General features: G+C 34.0%; 21 protein-coding genes and 1 pseudogene. All 22 read left to right on the forward strand.

Annotation, left to right across the window (positions count from 1 at the left end; all coding sequences use genetic code 11):
- Positions 1 to 250: 250 nt before the first annotated feature.
- Positions 251 to 316: pseudogene (locus BX659_RS19675) on the forward strand (anthranilate/aminodeoxychorismate synthase component II); the annotation flags it as partial.
- 492 nt (positions 317 to 808) lie between these two features.
- Positions 809 to 1,801, forward strand: a complete 993-nt coding sequence (locus BX659_RS08920) for a LacI family DNA-binding transcriptional regulator (RefSeq protein ID WP_258176128.1) — start codon at positions 809 to 811, stop codon at positions 1,799 to 1,801.
- Positions 1,794 to 2,711: a ribokinase gene (gene rbsK, locus BX659_RS08925; RefSeq protein WP_097018203.1), complete on the forward strand. Its 918-nt coding sequence runs from the start codon at positions 1,794 to 1,796 to the stop codon at positions 2,709 to 2,711. Before BX659_RS08920 ends, rbsK begins: the two co-directional genes overlap by 8 nt.
- 1 nt (position 2,712) lies before the next feature.
- The gene (gene rbsD, locus BX659_RS08930) at positions 2,713 to 3,108 is read left to right on the forward strand and encodes a D-ribose pyranase (protein WP_097018204.1); all 396 of its coding nucleotides are present in this window, start codon (positions 2,713 to 2,715) and stop codon (positions 3,106 to 3,108) included.
- Positions 3,108 to 4,607, forward strand: a complete 1,500-nt coding sequence (locus BX659_RS08935; RefSeq protein ID WP_097018205.1) for a sugar ABC transporter ATP-binding protein — start codon at positions 3,108 to 3,110, stop codon at positions 4,605 to 4,607. The genes rbsD and BX659_RS08935 overlap by 1 nt, the downstream gene beginning before the upstream one ends.
- A complete protein-coding gene (locus BX659_RS08940; protein ID WP_097018206.1) occupies positions 4,604 to 5,557 on the forward strand; it encodes an ABC transporter permease subunit in 954 nt (317 codons plus the stop codon). Before BX659_RS08935 ends, BX659_RS08940 begins: the two co-directional genes overlap by 4 nt.
- A 57-nt stretch (positions 5,558 to 5,614) precedes the next feature.
- The gene (rbsB, locus tag BX659_RS08945) at positions 5,615 to 6,514 is read left to right on the forward strand and encodes a ribose ABC transporter substrate-binding protein RbsB (protein ID WP_097018207.1); all 900 of its coding nucleotides are present in this window, start codon (positions 5,615 to 5,617) and stop codon (positions 6,512 to 6,514) included.
- A gap of 921 nt (positions 6,515 to 7,435) precedes the next feature.
- The gene (locus BX659_RS08955) at positions 7,436 to 8,023 is read left to right on the forward strand and encodes an anthranilate synthase component II (protein ID WP_097018208.1); all 588 of its coding nucleotides are present in this window, start codon (positions 7,436 to 7,438) and stop codon (positions 8,021 to 8,023) included.
- Positions 8,016 to 9,365: an aminodeoxychorismate synthase component I gene (gene pabB, locus BX659_RS08960; RefSeq protein ID WP_097018209.1), complete on the forward strand. Its 1,350-nt coding sequence runs from the start codon at positions 8,016 to 8,018 to the stop codon at positions 9,363 to 9,365. Before BX659_RS08955 ends, pabB begins: the two co-directional genes overlap by 8 nt.
- Positions 9,355 to 10,122 (forward strand): aminotransferase class IV, encoded by a 768-nt coding sequence (locus tag BX659_RS08965; protein WP_097018210.1) that lies wholly within the window; start codon positions 9,355 to 9,357, stop codon positions 10,120 to 10,122. Before pabB ends, BX659_RS08965 begins: the two co-directional genes overlap by 11 nt.
- Complete coding sequence (gene folE / locus BX659_RS08970; RefSeq protein WP_097018211.1) at positions 10,123 to 10,692, forward strand: GTP cyclohydrolase I FolE; 570 nt, start codon at positions 10,123 to 10,125, stop codon at positions 10,690 to 10,692.
- 277 nt (positions 10,693 to 10,969) lie between these two features.
- Complete coding sequence (gene folP, locus BX659_RS08975) at positions 10,970 to 11,758, forward strand: dihydropteroate synthase (RefSeq protein ID WP_097018212.1); 789 nt, start codon at positions 10,970 to 10,972, stop codon at positions 11,756 to 11,758.
- A 175-nt stretch (positions 11,759 to 11,933) separates the two neighbouring features.
- Complete coding sequence (folB, locus tag BX659_RS08980; protein WP_097018213.1) at positions 11,934 to 12,296, forward strand: dihydroneopterin aldolase; 363 nt, start codon at positions 11,934 to 11,936, stop codon at positions 12,294 to 12,296.
- A 24-nt stretch (positions 12,297 to 12,320) separates the two neighbouring features.
- Entirely contained in the window at positions 12,321 to 12,809 is a 489-nt protein-coding gene (gene folK / locus BX659_RS08985; RefSeq protein WP_097018214.1) for a 2-amino-4-hydroxy-6-hydroxymethyldihydropteridine diphosphokinase, read from the forward strand.
- Between the two features lie 95 nt (positions 12,810 to 12,904).
- Positions 12,905 to 13,648 carry an MBL fold metallo-hydrolase gene (locus BX659_RS08990; protein WP_097018215.1) on the forward strand — a complete coding sequence of 248 codons (744 nt, stop codon included), beginning with the start codon at positions 12,905 to 12,907 and terminating at the stop codon, positions 13,646 to 13,648.
- A gap of 382 nt (positions 13,649 to 14,030) precedes the next feature.
- Positions 14,031 to 16,529 carry an ABC transporter permease gene (locus tag BX659_RS08995; RefSeq protein ID WP_106231817.1) on the forward strand — a complete coding sequence of 833 codons (2,499 nt, stop codon included), beginning with the start codon at positions 14,031 to 14,033 and terminating at the stop codon, positions 16,527 to 16,529.
- 37 nt (positions 16,530 to 16,566) lie between these two features.
- The gene (locus tag BX659_RS09000) at positions 16,567 to 17,232 is read left to right on the forward strand and encodes an ABC transporter ATP-binding protein (protein ID WP_097018217.1); all 666 of its coding nucleotides are present in this window, start codon (positions 16,567 to 16,569) and stop codon (positions 17,230 to 17,232) included.
- A complete protein-coding gene (locus BX659_RS09005) occupies positions 17,232 to 18,458 on the forward strand; it encodes an HlyD family secretion protein (RefSeq protein WP_172431915.1) in 1,227 nt (408 codons plus the stop codon). Before BX659_RS09000 ends, BX659_RS09005 begins: the two co-directional genes overlap by 1 nt.
- A gap of 117 nt (positions 18,459 to 18,575) precedes the next feature.
- On the forward strand, positions 18,576 to 19,973 hold the full coding sequence (locus tag BX659_RS09010; RefSeq protein ID WP_106231819.1) for a TolC family protein: 1,398 nt from the start codon (positions 18,576 to 18,578) through the stop codon (positions 19,971 to 19,973).
- Positions 19,974 to 20,084: 111 nt separating this feature from the next.
- Positions 20,085 to 20,786, forward strand: coding sequence for a hypothetical protein (locus BX659_RS09015; protein WP_106231821.1), 702 nt, complete (start codon positions 20,085 to 20,087; stop codon positions 20,784 to 20,786).
- Between the two features lie 299 nt (positions 20,787 to 21,085).
- On the forward strand, positions 21,086 to 21,400 hold the full coding sequence (locus BX659_RS09020; protein ID WP_097018221.1) for a cupin domain-containing protein: 315 nt from the start codon (positions 21,086 to 21,088) through the stop codon (positions 21,398 to 21,400).
- Between the two features lie 32 nt (positions 21,401 to 21,432).
- Positions 21,433 to 22,269 carry an MBL fold metallo-hydrolase gene (locus tag BX659_RS09025; RefSeq protein ID WP_097018222.1) on the forward strand — a complete coding sequence of 279 codons (837 nt, stop codon included), beginning with the start codon at positions 21,433 to 21,435 and terminating at the stop codon, positions 22,267 to 22,269.
- Positions 22,270 to 22,339 lie beyond the last annotated feature (70 nt).

Here is a 22,339-nt window from a genome sequence, read left to right on the forward strand (position 1 = left end):
ATCATTTAAGTAGTCCATAGTATGCACCTGCCTGTAATTAGTTATTTTGTGGTGATCTAATTATATTACAGTTTGGTCTACTATGGGCATTTTTTTATTAATTTTTATTAGTTCAAGTTCATTTTACAATTAAGCGTTATAATAAATTGAAAGAATGATAAATATAAGATTAATTTGAATATAGTATGATGATATTGTGAAATTATAATAATCAGATAATATGACAATGTAATAGAAATTAGGTGTTAAAATGATTTTAATGATAGATAATTATGACTCTTTTACTTATAATCTGGTACAGTTTTTGGGTCAATTAGAGAATGGTGTGTATTTCAACTTGCAATTCAATTTTCATAACAAACAATAAATTTTATTGACAATTAAAATTACTTAGGTTATAATTTAACCATAAGGTGATAATAAAATTATTTTTATAAGATTTTCCGGTAACGTTAACGGTATCGCTTACGGAACTGAAAATTATAATTAAATATTAAGTGGTTATAAAACTATAGGATTATAAGAACCCACTTTACCTGATAAAGAGTTATCTTTGTTAGGTATTGGTGGGTTCTTTTTATTAACACTATCGGTAACGTTAACGGTATCGGTATCGTTTTCAAAGGTGAAGTTTGAGATTAGATTTCAAATCAGAATTAAGTTATAAGTTTATAATATGATAAAGTCTATGATCTGATTTTTAAATTTATTTTATAATAATACTAATTTTGATAATATTGAAGAAGTAAGGTTATATATTGTGAAATTTGGATGGGAGTGATTAAAAATTAGAGTTACAATTAAGGATATTGCTAAGGAAGCAGGTGTTTCTACTACTACTGTCTCTCGAGTATTGAATGATAAGCCAGATGTTAGTGAAGAAACTAAGAAGAAGATTCAAAAAGTTATAGATAAGCTAGGGTATAATCCAAATGGTATTGCTAGAGGGTTGGTCTTACAAAAGACACATACCATTGGTTTGATTATTCCCGATATAAGTAATCCTTTCTTCCCTGAAGTAGCGAAGGGTGTAGAAGATAGAGCACGAGAATTAAATTACTCTGTTATCTTCTGTAATACAGATAATGATAAGAAAAGAGAGAAAGAGGCTATTGATCTAATGAAGAGTAAGCATGTAGATGGGATAATATTATCTCTATCTATTAGCAATAAAGAAGAGATTTATAAATTAGAGGAAAAGAATTTTGATGTAGTCCAGATAGATAGGAAGATTCCAGATTCCAATTATCAGGCAGTTGTAATTGATAATACTCTAGGAGCTTATAATGCAACATCTCACTTAATAGAATTGGGGCATACAGATATAGCTCATATAACAGGTGATTTAGAGATTCAAACCAGTCAAGATAGGTTGGAAGGTTTTAAGAGGGCTATAGGTACTTTTGACCTTGATTATAAGGAAAAATGGATTGTCGAAGGTGATTTTAGTAAAGAGTCAGGGTATAAGGCAATGAAGAATTTATTAACATTAGAAGATAGACCCAAAGCAGTATTTATAGCCAATGATTTGATGGCAATTGGGGCTTATGAAGCAATTTTTGAGATGGGATTGGAGATACCACAGGATATATCTGTGGTAGGTTATGATGATATTGAGATAGCTTCTATTATTAAGCCGGGATTAACTACTATGACTCAGCCTAAATATAAATTAGGACAGGCTGCTGCTGATGTATTGATTTCCAAGATAGATAATAAGAGAAATATTAATGATGAAGATATCATCTTAAATCCTAAATTAATAATTAGAGATTCTACAAGGGGGTATGAAGATGAGTAATGATATTCTAGTAATTGGTAGCATGAATATGGATTTAGTAGTACAAACTCCTAGAGCACCTAAAAAAGGTGAGACTATCATGGGGAATAAATTTAGTCAAATCCCTGGTGGAAAAGGAGCTAATCAGGCTTTAGCAGCAGGAAAATTAGGAGGAGAAGTTAATTTTATAGGGTGTTGTGGACAGGATGCCTTTGGAGATGAATTATTAGAGAGTCTTAAAACAGGTGGAGTAAATATAGATGATGTATTACGAGTAGAGGGAAGCTCAGGGGTTGCTAATATTACCATTGAAGATGATGGCGATAATCGGATTATTGTAGTTGCCGGAGCTAATTCTAAGGTGACTCCAGAGGTTATTGAAAGTTTTAAAGCTAAAATTAAAGCAGCTAAAATATTATTACTTCAATTAGAGATTCCTTTAGAGAGTGTGAGTAAAGCAATTGAATTTGCTAATAAATATGATACTACTGTTATTTTAGATCCAGCTCCAGCTGTAAAATTACCTGAAGAACTTTATAGTATGATCGATTATCTACTTCCGAATGAAGGTGAGTTAGATTTATTATTAGAAGATTATGAGGTTAATACTCTACAGAAGAAGATAGAATTGTTATTAGATTTGGGAGTAAAGCGGATTTTACTTACTCAAGGTGGAGATGGAGTTACTCTTTATAGTAAGGGTAAAGAAGAGAGTTATGCTGCACTTAAAGTAGAGGTAGTTGATACTACAGCAGCTGGTGATTCTTTTGCAGGAGCCTTTGCTTATGGATTACAAAGAGGTTTTGATGAAGCAGAAGCAATCAGATATGCTAATTCTGTAGCAGCTTTAGCGGTAACTAAACTGGGTGCCCAAAGCTCTTTACCAACAAAAGAAGAAGTAGATAAATTCCAAAAAGAAAGGGGTTTATAAGATGAAAAAAAGAGGTATCTTAAATGTTCCTATTTCAAAGACTATTGCAGAGCTAGGACATACTGATAAATTAGTAATCTGTGATGCTGGTTTACCTATACCTCAAGATGCTAATAGAATTGATTTAGCATTAAAGGCAGGTACACCTAATTTTATTAATGTTTTAAAGCCTATCTTAGATGAGATGGTAGTGGAAAAGGCAATTTTGGCTGAAGAAATTAAGCAGGTAAGTCCAGAATTATTTGAAGAGATAAAGGAGGCTTTAGGAGATATTGCTATTGAGTTTTCTACCCACGAAGAGTTTAAAAAATTAAGCCAACAATCTAAGGGGATTGTTAGAACTGGAGAAATTACTTCTTATGCTAACATCATTCTAGTTTCAGGAGTTGATTTTTAATGGAAGAAAAGAATTTAATCTTAGAGATGAAGGATATAGTTAAAACTTTTCCTGGAGTTAGGGCCCTTGATGGTGTTAATCTTAAACTTTATAAGGGTGAGGTTCATGCTCTTTTAGGAGAGAATGGTGCTGGGAAATCCACTTTGATGAAGGTAATGAATGGTATTTATAAAAGAGATGGTGGAGAAATTTATTTAAATGGCAAAAAAGTAGAATTTAAAAATCCAAAAGAGGCTCAAGAAGCAGGTTTAGCAATTATTCATCAAGAGTTAGAATTAGTTCCAGAGTTAACGGTAGCAGAGAATATATTTTTAGGTCGAGAACCTCGCAAAGGATTTTTAGTTGATTTTAAAGAGTTGATTAAAAGAACTCAAGAAGTTATAGATAGATTAGGAGTAGATATAGATCCAAGGTCTAAAGTTGGGGATTTAAATATTGGTAATCAACAGATGATAGAGATAGCTAAGGCTTTATCACAAAATTCTAATGTTATTATTATGGATGAACCAACATCATCATTAACTCCTACAGAGATTGATATCCTAGCTAATCTGATTGATAGATTAAAGAAGAAAGGAATAGCTATTGTATTTATCTCTCATAGGATGGAAGAGATCTTTGAAATCTGTGATAAGGTTACAGTACTAAGAGATGGTAAATACATTGGTGAAGTTAAGGTAGAGGATACTAATGAGGATGAATTAATTAATATGATGGTAGGTCGTAAGTTGGAGAGTAGATTTCCAGAGATTAAGCATAGACCATCAGATAAGATATTAGAGGTAAAGGATTTAGTAGTACCAGGTAAGGTAGAAAATGCCTCTTTTGAATTATACAAAGGAGAGGTATTAGGAATAGCCGGGTTAATGGGATCAGGTAGAACAGAATTGGCTAAGACAATCTTTGGCTTATTTAAGCCTAGTGAAGGAGAGATATATGTTAAAGGGGAGAGAGTTAATATAAATTCTCCTAAAGAGGCTATAGATTTAGGGATATATTATTTAAGTGAGAGTCGCAAGGATGAAGGCTTAGTTCTTGGAATGAGTGTAGAAGAGAATACATCTTTATCTGTTTTAAAGAATATTACTAATCTTGGTTTGATTGATAACCAAGAAGAAGAAAAATTGGCTAAAAAGTATGTTCAAGGTCTAAAAGTCAAGACTCCTCATATCAAGCAGAAGGTTAAGAATTTAAGTGGAGGTAATCAACAGAAGGTAGTTATCTCAAAATTATTAAGTACTAAGCCAGATATTATTATTTTAGATGAGCCTACTAGGGGGATTGATGTAGGTGCTAAAAAAGAGATTTATGAACTGATTTCACATTTAGTCGATGATGGAGCTGCAGTGATTTTAATATCATCACAATTACCAGAAGTGTTGAATTTGAGTAATAGAATCTTAGCTATGGGCGAAAATCGGATTATGGGAGAGATTGATGCAAAGGATGCAACACAAGAGAAAGTAATGAAATTGGCTACAGGGGGGGATTTAAATTGACAGCAAAAAGTAAAGAATCTCAAATAATAAAGTTAGCTGCTAAATTTAAGTCAGCTATTGGACTTATAGGTCTTATAATTGTAATGAGTTTTTTAAGTGAATATTTCTTAACAGTTCATAACTTAATGAATATAACTAGACAGGTATCTATTAATGCGGTCTTAGCAATAGGAATGACTTTTGTAATTTTAACTGGTGGAATTGATTTATCTGTCGGCTCAGTCCTGGCTTTGTCATCAGTGATTACAGCAGGGCTGATGTCTAGTGGAATGAACATTGCTTTAGTTTTAATAATTGGTATTGGTGTAGGTACATTATTGGGTCTATTAAATGGTCTTTTAGTGGCTAAAGGTAGGATGCAGTCTTTTATAGTTACTTTAGGAATGATGACTATTGCTAGAGGTTTGACCTTGATTTATTCCGATGGTAGACCAATTTCTGGCTTTGATAAATCCTTTAGATTCTTGGGGGCTGGGCATGTTTTAGGCATTCCAGTACCAGTAATCATTATGTTTGCTTTATTAGCAGTCAGTTATGTTATCTTGAAGAAGACTCCTTTTGGTAGATATGTCTATGCTATTGGTGGTAATGAGAAAGCAACTGAATTATCTGGAATAAATACTGATAAGATTAAGATTGGAGTTTATGCCATTAGTGGTTTCTTAGCATCTATTAGTGGGATTATTCTAGCTTCTCGTTTGAACTCTGCACAACCTATAGCAGGTACAGGTTATGAATTAGATGCAATTGCAGCTGTAGTGTTAGGTGGAACTAGTTTAGCAGGAGGACAAGGTGGAATTGTTGGTACGATTATCGGTGCTTTAATTATTGGAATTTTAAATAATGGATTAAATCTATTAAATGTATCTTCATTCTATCAGTTGGTTGCTAAAGGTGCAGTGATTCTGATTGCAATCTTTTTAGATACAAGAAGCCAAAAAAGAGATTAATTAATCTCTTTTTAAATAAAAATATAATTAAAAAATATTTCAAGGGGGTTATAATTAATGTTTAAGAAATTAGTAACATTAGGGTTAGTACTGTTGATGGCTATGGGATTGTTTGGGTGTGCTAAGGATGGAGCTAAAGATGATGGGAAGTTAAAAATAGGTTTTGCAGTCTCTACTCAGAATAACCCTTTCTTTGTAGATATGAAAAATGGATTAGAAGCTAAAGCAGAAGAATTAGGTTTTGAAGTATTAACTGTAGATGCTCAAGATGATGCAGCTAAACAATTAAGTAGTATTGAAGATTTAATTATGAAAGGTATTGATGTATTAGTAGTTAACCCAGTAGATGGTGATGCAGTAGTAACTGCAATTGAATCAGCTAATAATAGTAATATTCCAGTTATTACAGTTGATAGAGGTGCTAATGGTGGAGAGGTTACTGCTCATATTGCTTCTGATAACGTAGCTGGAGGAGTAATGGCAGCAGACTTTATCGCTGAAAAGATTAATAAAGCAGGAAAAGTAGTAGAATTAGAAGGTATTGCAGGAACATCTGCTGCTCGTGATAGAGGAAAAGGATTTAATCAAGGAATTGATAAGTATGACAGTATAGAAGTTGTAGCTAGTCAGCCGGCTGATTTTAATAGAGCTAAAGGTATGACAGTTATGGAAAATATATTACAATCACAACGAGAAATTGATGCAGTATTTGCTCATAATGATTCAATGGCTTTAGGTGCTATGGAGGCGATTGAAGGTGCAGGAAGAGATATTATTATAGTTGGATTTGACGCTATTGATGATGCAGTACAAGCGGTTAAAGATGGTAAGATAGCTGCTACTGTTGCTCAGCAACCAAGCTTAATTGGAGAGATAGCAGTAGAAACAGCTCAGAAAATTGCTAATGAAGAAGTAGTAGAAGAGTTTATTAAAGTTCCGTTAAAATTAGTTAAATAATATTAGTTAACTAATAAATGTATATAAAAAACTAGCTACTCCTTAAAATTTACTCTATAAAGTGGACACTTGAAAAAAGAGTGTCCCTTATAGGGTTTTTTTAATATATAAGCAAATTTCATAAAAATAAATGCTGATATTTCAAGATTTATTAGCTATACAAAAAAGACTTCACTCTATTTTTGTCGAATATATCAAGTATCTACACAAAATAAAAAGATAAAAAGTGGTGAAGATACTATGTATATTTGACAAGAGTATTCATTTACAGGAAGTAACATACTAAGAACTAAAATTACTATGTTGATGCTTATTGTTCTTGGCAAAGAGGTAGTAATGAAAATTTAAATAAGATGATTAGAAGGTTTCTGCCAATGGGAAGTAGTTTTAAAGATATTAGTAGCAGTGATATTAAAAACATTGGTTCAACAACGAACTTAGTGGTTAATATTAATTCTAGATTTTAATTAAGATATAAAATTATATGTTGAATTATATTCAAAATTATTAAACTTAATTATTTAGCAACGAATATCACTAATTTACGCGAATTTAAACCAAAATAATTTTAATATTATTTAGTTTTTAATTTGTGTGATTCGTGTTAATTCGCTGCAAAAATATTTTTTTTAGTTACTTTCACAAAAGTCGTGAAAGAGCCAAAACATTCAAGAATGGATGAATAAGTGCCAAGGAAGATGTTTGATTTTAAAATCTGGAAGAAAGTTTTTGGAAATAAATTAAAAATAGCCTAAAAGTTTATATTATATGGGGTATAAGTGTTTCAGAAAAAGCTGTGCATTTTATATTGTAATTCTCACAAGAATGATAAATATAAGATTAATTTGAATATAGTATGATGATATTGTAAAATTATAATAATCAGATAATATGACAATGTAATAGAAATTAGGTGTTAAAATGATTTTAATGATAGATAATTATGATTCTTTTACTTATAATCTGGTACAGTTTTTGGGTCAATTAGAGGAAGAGGTTCTAGTCAAGAGAAATGATGAGATTAGCCTTGCTGAGATTGAAGAGTTGCAGCCAGAGTTAATAATAATCTCGCCTGGTCCTTGTACTCCTAAGGAAGCAGGGATCTCTTTAGAGGTAATCGATAGATTTAAGGGCAGGATTCCTATGCTCGGAATCTGTTTAGGTCATCAGAGTATTGGACATGCTTTTGGAGCAAAGATCACTGAAGCAAAGGAGCCTGTTCATGGTAAGGTACATTCTATCAAACATAAGAATAGAGGAGTTTTTAAGAATTTAAATAATCCTCTAAGGGTAACTAGATATCATTCTTTGTTAATAGATAGGGATACTCTCCCAGAGGAGTTAGAGATAACTGCTGAGAGTGAAGCAGGAGAGATAATGGGGATTAAGCATAAAGATTACTTGATAGAAGGAGTACAGTTTCACCCTGAGGCAATTCTGACAGAGCAAGGGCATGAACTACTCAATAATTTTATTCTACAATCTAGGGGAGCGTTAGAGGATGATTAAGGAGTTAGAGAGTGAATTATCAGCTTTTGAACTATATACTATCTTTAAGGATGAAGAGCATAGCTTCATTTTGGATAGTGCTATGGGGGAGAAGAGGCTAGGGAGATATTCTTTTATCAGTGCTAACCCTTTTAAGGTACTCAAATTTAGAGATAGTTCTAAAAATCCATTAGAAGAGTTGAGAGAAGAATTGAATAAATATAAGGTTGAAAACAATAGTGATCTTCCTTTTATTGGGGGAGCTGTGGGCTATCTATCCTATGATTTAGTCCATTATATAGAGGATATACCCAAAAGTACAATCGATGATATAGGAATACCTGAATTGTATATGGGTTTTTATGATTGGGTGATAGTGGTAGATCATTTAAAGTCAAAGACTTATCTAGCAACTCCAGAGTTGAATATAGCTAAAGAGGCTGAAAGAATTAAGGAGATTACAGAGACAATTAGGGATAATGAGATAAAATACAATTATACTATTGCTTCAGAGCTAGGGGAATATCAGTCTATCATCTTAAAATCTAACTTTGCAAAGGATGATTATTTAGAGACGATTGAGCAGGTGAGGAGATATATCAAGTCTGGTGATATCTATCAAGCTAATTTAACCCAACGCTTTACAGGGGAAGTTGCTGCTTCAAGTTATGAGTTGTACCGAGATTTAAGAAGAAATAGCCCTGCTCCCTTTGGAGCATTTTTGAATTTTGGAGATGTTGATATATTATCTAATTCTCCAGAAAGGTTCATTCAGGTTAGAGACAGAATTGTAGAGACTAGACCGATTAAGGGGACTAGACCAAGAGGAAAGACAGCATATGAGGATGAAGTTTTAAAATCAGAGCTCTTAAATAGTGAGAAGGATAGAGCAGAGTTGTTGATGATAGTGGATTTAGAGCGGAATGATTTGGGGAAGGTCTCTAAGGTAGGAACAGTTAAGGTTCCTGAGTTATTTGAGCTGGAGGAGTACACTAATGTCCATCATTTGGTAGCAACAGTCCAAGGAGAGTTGAGAGAGGATAAGGATTTGGTTGATTTGATTGAAGCTACTTTCCCTGGAGGGTCGATTACTGGGGCACCGAAGATAAGAGCCATGGAGATAATCGACGAATTGGAGCCTACACAGAGGAGTGTCTATACCGGGGCTATAGGTTATCTTGGCTTTGATGGTTCTTTGGATTTGAATATAGCTATTAGAACAATTATTAAGAAGAGGAATCAGATTTATTTCCAAGTTGGTGGTGGGATAACTTGGGATTCAAATCCTAAAGAAGAGTATCAAGAGACTTTAGATAAAGCAGAATCTATTATGAGAACAGTTAGGGGATATTATGAAGAATAATGTAGCTTTTGATAGTGAATTAGCTAAGTTTGGGATAGGGTTATTTGAGACGATAAAAATTTGGAATAGTCACCCTATCTTCTTAAAAGAGCATCTGGAGAGATTGTATAGTTCGATTGAAGAGCTTAAAGTACCTTTTGAAATGAGTAAGGAAGAGTTAATCTATGAGATACTAGACTATAGTGGAGGAGTAAAGTATCAAGCTTTACGGGTAACTATCTGTGCAGCAGGTTATAACTTTTCTTTAAGAGATATCAACTATTCTGCTGCTGATTATGAAGAGGGTTATAGAGTTAAGGTAGCTTCCTTTAAACGAGGGAGTAGCCCTTTACATCGCCATAAGACGGCTAACTATTGGGAGAATATCTATGCTAGGCGGGAAGCTTTAGGTAGTGGCTATAATGAAGCTCTCTTATTAAACACAGATGACAAGATACTTGAAGGAAGTATTAGTAATACCTTCTTTATCAAAGATGAAGTATTATATACACCTTCAAAAGAATTAGAGTTGCTTCCTGGGATAATCAGAGCTAAGGTTATTGAGACTGCTAAGAAGCTGGATATTGAAGTTAAGCAGGAGAAGATCAATATAAATGAGATTGTTGACTTTGATTTTGCTTTCTTAACAAATAGCTTAATGGATTTAATGAAGGTCAGAAATATAGAAGAGATAGAGTATGACAAGCAGAATAGTTTGTTTGATAGCTTGGTCAGTGAATTTAATCATCAAGCATATGGGATAGAGGAGATGGAGTAGATGGATAAGAAGAAGATAGAAAGAGCGGTGCGAGATATATTAGAGGCTATTGGTGAAGACCCTACTAGAGATGGATTGCAGAGAACTCCAGAGCGAGTGGCTGAGATGTATCAAGATATCTTGTCAGGGACTAATCAACAGCCAGAGGAGCATCTGGAGTTCTTTTCTGAGGATGAAGAGTATCAGGACATGATAATGGTCAAGGATATCAGTTTTTATTCTATCTGTGAACACCATTTAATCCCCTTTTTTGGGAAGGTACATATAGCTTATATTCCTAAGGAAGGCAGAATAACTGGGTTCTCTCGTTTAGCTAGGTTGGTAGAGACGGTAGCTAGGAGGCTACAATTACAAGAGCGGATGAACAAGATGATAGCTGATGCTATCGTTAACGTCTTAGAGCCTCTAGGTGTTTTAGTAATTGTAGAGGCAGAGCAGATGTGTATGACGATGAGAGGGATTAGAAAGACTGAAAGTAGAACGGTAACCTCGGCAGCAAGGGGTCTCTTTAAAGAGGATAGTGCTGCTAGGGCTGAGATAATCAATTTGATAAAGGGCAGTAAAGAGTAGTGAGTGACGAGTAACTAGTAACTAGTTATTATATAAATTGAACTAATATTCTCCTTAAAGAATTCAAAATCTTTTTTGCAACGAATTAACACGAATCACACGAATTAAAGGAAAAAGAATAAATTAATAGTTTAGAATTACTTTTGTTTTAAATTCGTGTAAATTAGAGTGATTCGTTGCTGATAATTATTTTTCGCCTTATATATAGTAATTAAGTTCTTAACTCGTCACTAGTTACTCATCACCCGTCACTGTATTTAATAAAGGGGTGGACAAGATGTTTGAATTTGGGAAGAGAACTTATATTATGGGGATTTTAAATGTTACACCTGATAGCTTCTCTGATGGAGGAGACTATTTTAATATTGAGGATGCAGTTTCTCGTGCCCAAGAGATGGTTGAGCAAGGGGCAGATATTATCGATATTGGAGCTGAATCCACTAGACCAGGGGCAGAGAAGGTATCAACAGAAGAGGAGATTAGGAGATTAAAGCCTGTAATTAGGGCTATTAAAGATAAGGTTGATGTTCCAATCTCTATTGATACCTATAAGCCAGAGGTGGCTCAGGCAGTTTTGGAGATGGGTGTGGATATAATCAATGATATCTGGGGCTTGCAGTGGGATGGAAAGATGGCTAAGGTAGTAGCTGATTATGAGGTTCCAGTGATAATCATGTATAATGGTCGGGATAATCAAGAGCGTACTGATATTATGGAAGCAATGATTGATTTTCTAAATAAGAGTATTAAACTGGCTAAAGAGGCTGGGGTTAAAGATAATAATATAATCTTAGACCCAGGGTTAGGTTTTGGGACTACTCAAGCAGAGAATTTAGAGATTATGAGAAATCTAGTAAAATTAAAGGGGTTGGGCTATCCACTTTTACTTGGTGCCTCCAGAAAGAGGATGATAGGTCGTATCTTGGACTTGCCACCCAAAGAGAGGGTAGAAGGTACAGTGGCTACCACTGTAATGGCAATTATGCAAGGGATAGATATAGTTAGAGTCCATGATGTACAAGAGAATTTAAGGGCAGCAAAGGTAACAGATGCGATAGTGAGATAACAGTTAACAGTTTATAGTTGATAGTGAATAGTGTATAGTTAAAAAAATAAAATTAGATTTAGTGGAGAGTAAAGGATAGTCTGAGTTTGAGTTTAAGTCAACTATTAAAGATAACTGTTTTCAGAACGTACTTAGACTCAAATTTAAACTTATGCTTAATTGAGGGAGTGAGATTATGGATAAGATTATTCTAAATGATTTATCTTTTTATGGCTATCATGGAGCATTGGTAGAGGAGAATAGGTTGGGGCAGAAGTTCTTTATAGATTTGGAGTTATATTTAGATTTAGAATCTGCTGGAAAGAGTGATGATCTGAATCAATCGGTCAGTTATGCTCTTGTTTATGAAGTAGTTAAGGGGATATGTGAAGAGGAGCGATATCAACTGATTGAGGCATTAGCTGAAAAGATAGCTGATAGAATTTTGGAGGAATTTACAAAAGTTGAAGAGATAATGGTTAGAGTCAAGAAACCAGAAGCTCCCATTCCAGGAATCTTTGACCATGTAGGAGTTGAAATCTTTAGAGGAAGGAATTAATAATGACTAAAGGGGAGTTTTAAGATGAATATTGTATATTTAGGCTTAGGTACTAATCTAGGTGATAGAGAAGAGAATTTAAAGCAGGCAATCGATTTGATTAAAGATTTTTCTAAAACTGATTTACTAGAGGTATCCAAGGTTTATGAAACTGAGCCTTGGGGGTATAATAAGCAAGATAGCTTCTTAAATTTATGTTTAAAGCTAAAAACTGAATTATCTCCTCAAGAATTATTAGAGAATTGTCAGTCGGTTGAAGCTAAGCTTAAACGTAAAAGGCTAGTAAAGTGGGGACCAAGGACGATAGATGTCGATATTTTATTATATGGTGATTTAGATATGCAGACCGATGATTTGATTATTCCCCATCCTCGAATTGCAGAAAGGGCCTTTGTACTAATTCCTCTAGCTGATTTAGATGAGAGTTTAGTTATAGATGGAAAGTATATTGTTGATTTGATAGTGGGGTTAGGTGAAAATGGAGTTGAAAAATATAAAAATTCTGTGATATAAGATAGGTATTTTGATGATTTACTAAAAATTTAGTATTTTCTGGTCACTTATCACTTGTTACTACAATTTAGCAGCTTATAATTGGAGGAGTAATAATGGAGATAACACGTATTGGTAGAAGAGGGGTACTCTTTACCTTCTTTTATTTACAGGATACAGGATTTGGAGTAACTACAAATGTCTATGTAATTAATGCCAAAAATTATGTTTTTGTCTGTGATACCTTCTTAGGACCAGAATCGATGAAAGAGGTTAAACGATATATTGAGATGAATTTTAGGAATAAGCCGATTATAGTCTTTAATTCTCATTATGATTGGGATCATATCTGGGGAAATTGTACCTTTGATACTAACTTAATCCTATCTCATGAATTATGTCGAAATAATATAATTGATAAAGCTAAGCAGGAGCTAGAGGTCTACTCAGAGTATAGAATGGGTGAGGTCAATATAATTCCTCCAACCAATACTTTTAGTGATGAGCTGACTTTTTATGAGGAAGGGGTTAAATTTTTTTATAGCCCTGGTCACACTAAAGGTTCTGCTAGTTGTGTCGATTTGATAGAGGGAGTATTGTTTGCTGGTGATAATTTAGAGGCACCAATACCTTATTTGCAGGATAAGGATATTAAGAGCTACCAAAAGACTTTAGAGAAGTATCAGAAATTAGAGGTTATTACTGTGATTCCAGGTCATGGTGAAATAAGTGACAAATCTCTAATTGAGGATAATTTGGAGTATATTATTAGTTTAATCAATAATGAAACTGAAGGGTATCTAGATTCCAAATATAAGAAGATTCATTTAGAGAATTTAAGGTTATTAGGCAAGCTATAATTTATATATTTTAGAGTTGAATATCTGTTTTTAAAAATATTTCTATACGATATACTATTATTAGAGGCAAACTCAGGTTTGTCTTTTTTTATTATTAATTATTAGACAAGTTTACTCTAGATGGATATAATGTAAATGATTGATATTGTCTTTTTTGATTTAATCATAAAATATAGACTTATCAATCTAAATTTAAATACAAGAATATATGGGGAGATTGCGACAGTTTTTACTTTGGCGATTAGAGTTTAGATGGTTAGGTGATTGGCTTTTCTTAACCTCTAACCACCTATCTTTTAAAGGTCGCTTTTTTATATAAAGCCTAAGCTTCATATATCTATAGCAATCTTTATACTTTATTTTTATTAGAGGAGGTGTAAGAGTGGGAATACTATTAAAATTCACATTGAAGAATATCAGAGAGAAGAAGTTTAGAACCTTTCTGATTCTCTTTTCAATCGCACTATCTTCAGCATTATTCTTTGCTTCTTTGGCTATTTCTAGTACAGTAGAGAAGATGCAGATAGAACGTTTGAAGAAGTATTTTGGTACAGCAGAGATTATGATCTATGCTAACCATAGATCACCTTCAGATTTCTTCTATGCTTACCAAGCAGAGCAATTGAAAGATAAATTTGAATACGTTGTAGGTACTATGGATATGAGTTCCTCATATAATTACTCTAAACATCAGAAGGTCAATATTGATTTGCAGGGCTATGAATTAGATGATTTGCAGAAGATGAATCCGATTATTATAGAAGAAAAGGCTGAGTTAGAGCCTTTTGTAGGGAATAAATTGATTGTTGGGAGAGCTGATGCCAATAAATATGGTCTAGCCTTAGGTGACAAAATAGATTTGGAGGTAAATAATGAGAAATATCGCTTTATAGTATCGGCAATTGCGGTATCTCAAGGGCTATTTAGACCAGGAGGTCAGAATATTAGGGCAGTTGTTCCTAGAAAGAAGTTGGCTAAACTCTATGATGCTAGAGGTAGAGTTTCGCAGATCTATCTAAAAACTAAAGAAGGTATTGGTGTAGATGAGGCAATTAAGAGCTTATCTGAAAAGTATCATAGATATACTGTTAGAAAGACTGTAACCAGAGCTCAAATTAAGGAATATAGCAAGAGTACTACAGCTCCGTTTATGATGATGCTACCCTTAGTTATCTTCATCAGTATCTTTATTATCTATACTTCCTTTAAGGTAATTACTATGGAGAGGTTACCGATGATAGGGACTTTTAGGAGTATAGGTGCCACCAAAAAGATGACCAATCTATTATTATTGCTAGAGAGCTTTATGTATGGAATTATCGGAGGGATACTTGGTTGTGGAATAGGCTTTATAATACTTTATGGTATGACCAATGTTTTGGCTAAGAATCCTTGGTCATCAACCAAGCTAAATGCTGAGATGGCCTTTACTTCAACTCAGTTATTATCATCCTTTTTAATGGCAGTGATTATATCTGTAATCAGTTCATTGATTCCAATTATTAAGGTCTCTAAGATCCCTGTTAAGGATATAGTTCTTAATAATATCGATAATAAGTCTAAGAAGAGAAGCTGGAAGCCGATCTTGGGAGTAGGCTTAATAATAATTTCATTAATAATTCCCCGTTTTGTAGCTGGTAAACAGGCTATGTTGATAGATGTTAGTTGTATGTTACTTGTAGGGGTAGGGATTATTATCTCTATTCCAAGGATTACTAATCTATTTGTAATGGTTTTTGAACGAATATATACTTATATTTTTGGTAACGAAGGTATTCTAGCAGCCAAAAATCTCCGTGACAATAAGAATATTATGAATAATATCTCGTTATTGACCATTGGGATTGCTAGTCTATTGATGATTAATACTTTAAGTCAGAGTGTTGCCATAGAGATAAGTAGTGTATATGGTGATGCCCAGTTTGATATCTTTATGTGGCACCCTAGAGGGGATCGGCAATTAGAGCAAAGGTTAAGAGTTGTTGATGGTGTAGAAGAGACTTATGGAAGTTATAAAAAATGGAATGTTCAACTCCTTGAAAGAGACTATAAAATCAAAACAATCTATGGAGTAGATTTTAAAGAGTACTTCGATTATTGGAACTTTGATGTTAGTAGTGATAAAGAAGAGATAATCAAGGCAATGGAGGAAGGAAGAAAGATTTTAGTTACCAATATACTTAAGGAAAAGTTAGGGATTAAAGTAGGAGAGTTCCTTACTTTAAAGACTAAACGGGGTAGAAAGAGATATCAAGTCATTGGTTTTATCGATACCGTAATGCGCGATGGTGATATAGCATTGGTTCCCCAAAATTATCTAAAGGTAGATATGGGGTTGCAGTATTATGGAGATATTTATTTAAAAACCTCTAAAGACCCAGAGAAGGTTAAGCAAGCAATTAAAGATAAATTTGCTCGAGATTATATCTGGATTGATACTGTAAAAAGTATTAAAACTAGAAATATGGAATCAAATAATCAGCTCTTTATTATTCTCAAAGGGTTCTCTTTAATAGCAATGATTATAGGTGTATTTGGAGTCTTTAATAATTTTATTGTTAGTTTTATCAGTAGAAAGAGAAGTTTAGCAGTACTTCGTTCTATAGGAATGAGTAAAGGGCAGGTCATTAAGATGATATTGATAGAGACGATGACTAGTGGTTTGATCGGTGGCTTAGTTGGAATCTTTGGTGGGTGGATGTTTATAGAGATAGTAAAGTTTGTTCTTAAAGCTAATAACACTAGTCTAAAGATGCACTATTCTCCTACTATGTTTATTACAGCAGTAATGTTAGGAGTGGTTATATCGGTAGTAGCTTCTATCAGCCCTGCTCTAAGATCTTCAAAATTAAATATTATTGAAGCTATTAAATATGAATAACTAGGCTATTAGCTCAAATGAAAGGAGGACTATATTCATGATTGAAACTACTAACTTATATAAGAATTTCAAACTGGGAGAATTAGAGGTAGAGGTATTGAAGGATATTAACTTGATTATTGAAGAAGGGGAGTTTGTCTCTATTATGGGGCCTTCAGGTTCAGGAAAGAGTACCCTTCTGTATTTATTAGGTGGATTAGATAAGCCCAGTTCTGGGAGTATCAAGGTCAATGGTAAAGAGTTGGCTGTAATGAAGGATAAAGAAGAGAGTATCATGAGAAGAAGGGAGCTGGGTTTTGTATTTCAATTTTATAACTTAATTCCTAACCTCAATGTAGAAGAGAACGTTCTCTTGCCTATCTTGCTTGATGGTAAAGCGATGAAGGAACATCAAGGTGATTTAGATGAGATATTGGAGATTGTAGGTTTAAGTGACCGAAGAAAGCATACCCCAAGGGAGCTTTCAGGGGGGCAACAGCAGAGGGTGGCTATTGCTCGAGCTTTGATTAATAAGCCTGAAGTTATCTTAGCTGATGAGCCTATTGGAAACCTTGATAGTAAGACAGGAATGGAGATTATGGAGCTATTTAAAAGGATTAATCAGGAGCAGAACAAGACAGTTGTACAGGTAACTCACTCTGAAAGATCTGCTGAATATGGAACGAGAATTATAAGGTTAAAAGATGGAAAGGTGTGTGAATGATGAAGGTAGTTACTAAGAATACTTTAATTTTGGCAATGATAATTCTATTTACAGTAACTATAGTGGGTTGTGGTGATAAAAAAGCCCAAGAAGTGACGGCACCAGTAACTAAGCCAGCTAAAGAGAATGTCATAGATACAATAGAAGCCTTTGGTAAAGTAAAGATCAAGGAAGAAAGGACTATTGGGCTAGATTTCTCTGCTAGAGTTGATCACGTTAATGTAGTAGAAGGGCAGAAGGTTAATAAAGGGGATGTACTCCTTACTTTAAGTTTAACGGAAATGATGGAGAAGTTAGAGAATAAGAGGGAAGCACTGGAGCTTGCTAAAAAGGAGCTAGAATCTATTAAAGAGCAGTCTGAGATAAATATTAGAGACTTGCAAGCTCAATTAAAGACTCAAGAGTCTTTATATCAACAGGATAAAGAGAAGCTGACTAGAAAAAGAAATGAGCTGAAGAACGAAAGTAGCGCAGATATCCAGAAGTTATTAAGTGAAATTAAATTTGCTAAAAAATTATATCAGCAGGTAAAGAAAGAATTGGCCGATAAAGAGCATTTATTAGCAGTAGGTGCTATCCCTCAATATGAGTTTGATCAATTTGAGAAGAAGTATGACCAAGAGGATGAAAATCTAGTTAATTTAGAGATTTCATTGAAGAAATTAAAAGAGGATAAGAGGGATGAGATTGAAAATTTGCAGAAAGAACTTGAGCTAAAGGAGAATAAGATAGTTTCTTTGAAGTTATCTTTGAAAGAGAATCGCTCTATGTTGGAGAAGGACTCTTTGGCTAAAAAGATTGAGATTAAGAATTTAGAGAGTGATATTAAGGTTTTAGAGGATAAACTATTTGCTAAGAGTTATTTAGCAGGAGATAAGGTAGTAGTAGATATAGACCATGGTGTTGTTCATAATCTTGAGGTAGTAGATGGTGATATAATCGGTAGTGATTATAAGGATAAGCTATTGGATATTATGGATTTATCTACAGTGATGGTAGAGGCAGAGGTTCCAGAAGAGTTCATTAAAGATATCAAGGTAGGGGCTGAAGCTACTATTGTACCTTTAGCAGACTCTAAGAGGAAGTACCATGGTAAGGTGATGAGAATTTCAAATATGGCTATTAAGGATGGGGGAGAGACTATAGTACTTATTGAAGTCTCTATAGATGATTATGATGACTTTTTATTACCAAACTTCAATGTAGATGTAGAGATAGTTAAATAGAGATTTTAGAATTTATAGTGGATATTTAATTAATTTAGCTTAATATACTGCTAACTGAATGTAGTATTAGGAAGGGGGAAGCCATATCAGATGTTTTAGCTGAGATGGCGAAGAATTGTGAAGAAGATATTTCTGTTAATAGTAGTAGTCCTCTTGATGTCCAGTTCTGTATTTGCTAATGATTCTTTAGCGGTTTTAACTTTACAGCATGCCATGGACTTGGCTTTAGATAAGGACACAGAGTTAGAGGCTCTTCAAAAGTTATATCAAGAGAAGAGAGTAGATTTAGAGTTATATCAAAAGCATTTTGGCAAAGATTTTGAGGTTAATGTAGCAAGTGATTATAGTCTCTGGGAGGAAGATGGTGATAAGTGGGATGGCTTAAAAGGAGGAAGTAATGATTTAACTAAGCTTTCTTTGACCAAGAACTTTTCACCTGATGATAGCCTGACCCTAAGTCAAAATTTACTGGAGAAGGATAGTAATGATGATTTTGAGTTAGAAGGTAGTAGTGGTAGTTTAACTTATAACCATTATCTATTAAAGGATTATGACCTTGAAGATGATTATAAGCAGGGGCTGATGAAAAAGAGACGGGCACTTTTAGAAGCAGAGAAGAAGGTCAAGGAGTCAAGAGATGAGTTAAAGAAAGCGGTTATCGATAAATATTATAAAGTAATTGAGTTGGGAGAAGAGATTAAGGTTAAAGAAGAGTCTTTAAGGAAGAGTCAAGCCACTTTGAAGATTGTTAGGGCAAGGGTTGAGACAGGTCGAGTTCTTGAACTTGACAAGCAGGAAGCCAAACTTCAAGTAGAAGAGAATGAATTGGATTTAAGACAACTGAATTCTGAATATAGAGTGGCTTTAAAAGATTTAGCAAGAGAGTTGAAGGTGGACTTATCAGTGCAGGTTCGCTTTGCTGATAGTGAATTGATTTTAGAATTTAATACATTAGCAGAAGAAGCTAAGAAGCTAGCTTGTAGTAATGAGTTAGAGATAGATATCTTAAGTTTAAAGCAGAAGAAGGAAGAAGATTTGATTGATAAGCTAGAGAAGGATAGAGATTTTGACTTAAAATTACTTGGGGGAGCGGTTTGGGAGAAGGATAATGGTGATTATGAGAGTGATTATCGAGTAGCGATGAAGTTAGATTATAGCTTTAATAATTATGATAAGAAAAAACAGAAGCAGGATATTAAGAAGTCTAAAATAGAGTTGACTAGATTGACCAAGGAATTAGAAGATATTAGAGAGGATATAAGCTTTGATGTTGATTATGCTTTTCTGAAGTTAGAAGATTATCAAGTTAAGATGTCTGTCTATAAGAAGGCTATAGCCAATTTAGAGGAGAAGTTAAGGATTGCAGATTATAAGTATAAATCTGGTCTGATTTCTATCGATGAATTACTTAGTCAACAGGTTGATTTAGAAGAGAAGAGGGTTGATTATATTAATAGTTTAGTTAATTATAATAAGCAGGTCTATCAGATTAAAATATTGATGGGAGTTGAGTAGAAAGTAATACAAAGAGTTATCCAATGGTTTTAATGGATAAACTTGCTGGAAGGAAGAAGGGCTTTAAGCTAGAAATCTATTAATGGAGTTTAATATATAGAGGTGACTTTGATGAAGAGGTTATTAATGATAATATTTGCTGTAATCATACTCTCTGTACCTGCTTTTGCTGACAGTTATGAAGAGTTGGAGGAGTCTGGTCAGATAGTAGAGGTGGAGATGGAGAATGAATTGCCCCTCTATATTAGGGCAGGGGTTGGATTGAAAGTAGAGAGATTAGAGTTGAATTTAGATCAGATAAATAGTTTATTGGCTACTGCTGATGTGGACTTTCCTGCTTTAGATGAGCCGATGATGCTTTATGGAATTGAGGGGGTAGGAGGAGTCAGAAATGGGAATATCTATGGAGTTTATCTCCTCCATGGTAGAAATAGGAGTAGAGGTAGCAATGGTGAGACGGCTGAGTTATCCTTGACCTATGGTGGCTTTATCTATCAACGGGGCATCTATATGAAGAAGAATACAGATATCTCTATTGGAACTGGGATAGGATATGGACGTAGTAGATTGGAGTTATTGCATCATAAGGGAGATCCTTTTTCAGAGGCGACTGGTAGTACTTTAGAGAAAGATTTTCTCTTATTGGAGCCTACTATCAATCTTCATCATCAGTTAACCCCAGTTATAGGAATAGATTGTTCCTTAGGATATTTAATGAGTTATGATTTAGATGATGGTTGGGGCTTGAGTGAATATGATTTGGATGAGTTTGAAGGTGGGAGTGTGAGTTTGCGGGTTAATTTCGGGATGTAAATTATTTATAGTGAGACTTGATTAATATTAAATTCCGCTTACTTTTCCTAAGTTAGTGTCTGCAATAGTGGTAAATGAAAATATGATTTTTTAGATTTTATGGTCAATTCTCTATTTGGGGATTGGCTTTTTTTCTTTTTGGTTATCTAGAAATGTAATGATTGTTAGCTAGTGGAAGGGAAAGATGTAATATGTTATAATATTGGTATATTTTGTTTAGACATAGAAATAATTTTTATATTTATTCGATTTAAAATTTAAAAGTTGATAAATATTATTTATTTAGGGGGCTAAGATAAATGTCGGAGTTCATAGTTCCACCAAATCATTTTAAATTCAAAGCTAAAAAATTGCTTGGAGAGGTTGAAGGGAAGATTGTAGAGTCTTCAGTGGCATATATTGAAAGTGGTGGAGGAGGACCTCGACCGAGTCATACCCATTCCCATGATCACCTCTTTATTATAGTGGAAGGTTCTGCTAGTATTGAGATTGAAGGAGAGAAGATAAAAGTAGAAAGTGACGAATCAATTCTAGTACCTGGCAGAAAACTTCATTCTGTCTGGAATGAAGCTGATGAACTGTTAAAGATGATTGGGATAACAATCAAGTCTTAATAGATTATAAAAAATAGTTAAGAGGTGGGAAGATGAAGTTAACTGTTCTGATTGATAATAATACTTTAACTGATAGATATTTTATTGGTGAACCTGGAATCTCTTTTTTTATTGAAAGTGAAGGGTTCAAGCTCTTATTTGATGCGGGATACTCCGATGCTTTTATCCAAAATGCAATTAAGCTGGATTTGGACTTATTGGATATTGATTATATAGTTTTGTCCCATGGACACCTTGACCATACCTGGGGATTAGAACCCCTTGTTCGTAAGTATATGGAGAGTAAGCTTGAGGGGAAGGTGATAAAGAATCCTCAATTAATAGCCCACCCCTTTGTCTTTCAGCCTAAATATGTAGACCAGTTTTCTATAGGTACTAATCTATCGGAGGAGTTTATTAAAAGCATATTCTCTTTAAAGCTAAGTAAAGAGCCGATTTGGCTTACAGATAAGCTGGTCTTCTTAGGTGAAATTCCACGGGAGTTTAAATTTGAAGGAAATCATCCCATAGGGGTTAGAAAGTTAGCAGATTTAGAGGTTGATGATTATCTGTTAGATGATTCGGCACTGGTGTTTATTTCAACAGCTGGTTTAGTTATTATTACTGGATGTTCTCATGCTGGTATCTGTAATATAGTTGAGCAGGCTAAGAAGGTGACTGGGATTGATGCGGTGAGTGAGATTATTGGAGGCTTTCACTTGTTAAGCCCTAATGTTGAACAATTGGAAAAGACTAAGGAGTACATATCTAATTTAAATTTAAGAGGGTTATATCCCTGCCATTGTACTGATTTGCAAAGTAAGATTGAACTAGCAAAGGTAGCAGAAGTTAGAGAAGTAGGTGTGGGGTTGGAGTTAGAGCTTAATTAAAATTATCTTAATAGTAAGGTTATATTTATGGATTATTGATAGAGGCAGCTGTTATATTACTTGGAGGGAT

The sequence above is a fragment of the Orenia metallireducens genome, assembly GCF_003001995.1.
In the GTDB taxonomy this organism is placed as follows: Bacteria; Bacillota; Halanaerobiia; order Halobacteroidales; family Halobacteroidaceae; genus Orenia; species Orenia metallireducens_B.

Bases quoted from the DNA above. Each gene is read 5' to 3' on its own strand.
- folB (WP_097018213.1), top strand. From the start codon at position 11,934: ATGGATAAGATTATTCTAAATGATTTATCTTTTTATGGCTATCATGGA.
- folE (WP_097018211.1), top strand. From the start codon at position 10,123: ATGGATAAGAAGAAGATAGAAAGAGCGGTGCGAGATATATTAGAGGCT.
- BX659_RS09000 (WP_097018217.1), top strand. From the start codon at position 16,567: ATGATTGAAACTACTAACTTATATAAGAATTTCAAACTGGGAGAATTA.
- BX659_RS09025 (WP_097018222.1), top strand. From the start codon at position 21,433: ATGAAGTTAACTGTTCTGATTGATAATAATACTTTAACTGATAGATAT.
- BX659_RS09005 (WP_172431915.1), top strand. From the start codon at position 17,232: ATGAAGGTAGTTACTAAGAATACTTTAATTTTGGCAATGATAATTCTA.
- rbsB (WP_097018207.1), top strand. From the start codon at position 5,615: ATGTTTAAGAAATTAGTAACATTAGGGTTAGTACTGTTGATGGCTATG.
- folP (WP_097018212.1), top strand. From the start codon at position 10,970: ATGTTTGAATTTGGGAAGAGAACTTATATTATGGGGATTTTAAATGTT.
- BX659_RS09020 (WP_097018221.1), top strand. From the start codon at position 21,086: ATGTCGGAGTTCATAGTTCCACCAAATCATTTTAAATTCAAAGCTAAA.
- BX659_RS09015 (WP_106231821.1), top strand. From the start codon at position 20,085: ATGAAGAGGTTATTAATGATAATATTTGCTGTAATCATACTCTCTGTA.
- BX659_RS08990 (WP_097018215.1), top strand. From the start codon at position 12,905: ATGGAGATAACACGTATTGGTAGAAGAGGGGTACTCTTTACCTTCTTT.
- folK (WP_097018214.1), top strand. From the start codon at position 12,321: ATGAATATTGTATATTTAGGCTTAGGTACTAATCTAGGTGATAGAGAA.
- BX659_RS08965 (WP_097018210.1), top strand. From the start codon at position 9,355: ATGAAGAATAATGTAGCTTTTGATAGTGAATTAGCTAAGTTTGGGATA.
- BX659_RS08955 (WP_097018208.1), top strand. From the start codon at position 7,436: ATGATTTTAATGATAGATAATTATGATTCTTTTACTTATAATCTGGTA.
- rbsD (WP_097018204.1), top strand. From the start codon at position 2,713: ATGAAAAAAAGAGGTATCTTAAATGTTCCTATTTCAAAGACTATTGCA.
- pabB (WP_097018209.1), top strand. From the start codon at position 8,016: ATGATTAAGGAGTTAGAGAGTGAATTATCAGCTTTTGAACTATATACT.
- rbsK (WP_097018203.1), top strand. From the start codon at position 1,794: ATGAGTAATGATATTCTAGTAATTGGTAGCATGAATATGGATTTAGTA.
- BX659_RS08935 (WP_097018205.1), top strand. From the start codon at position 3,108: ATGGAAGAAAAGAATTTAATCTTAGAGATGAAGGATATAGTTAAAACT.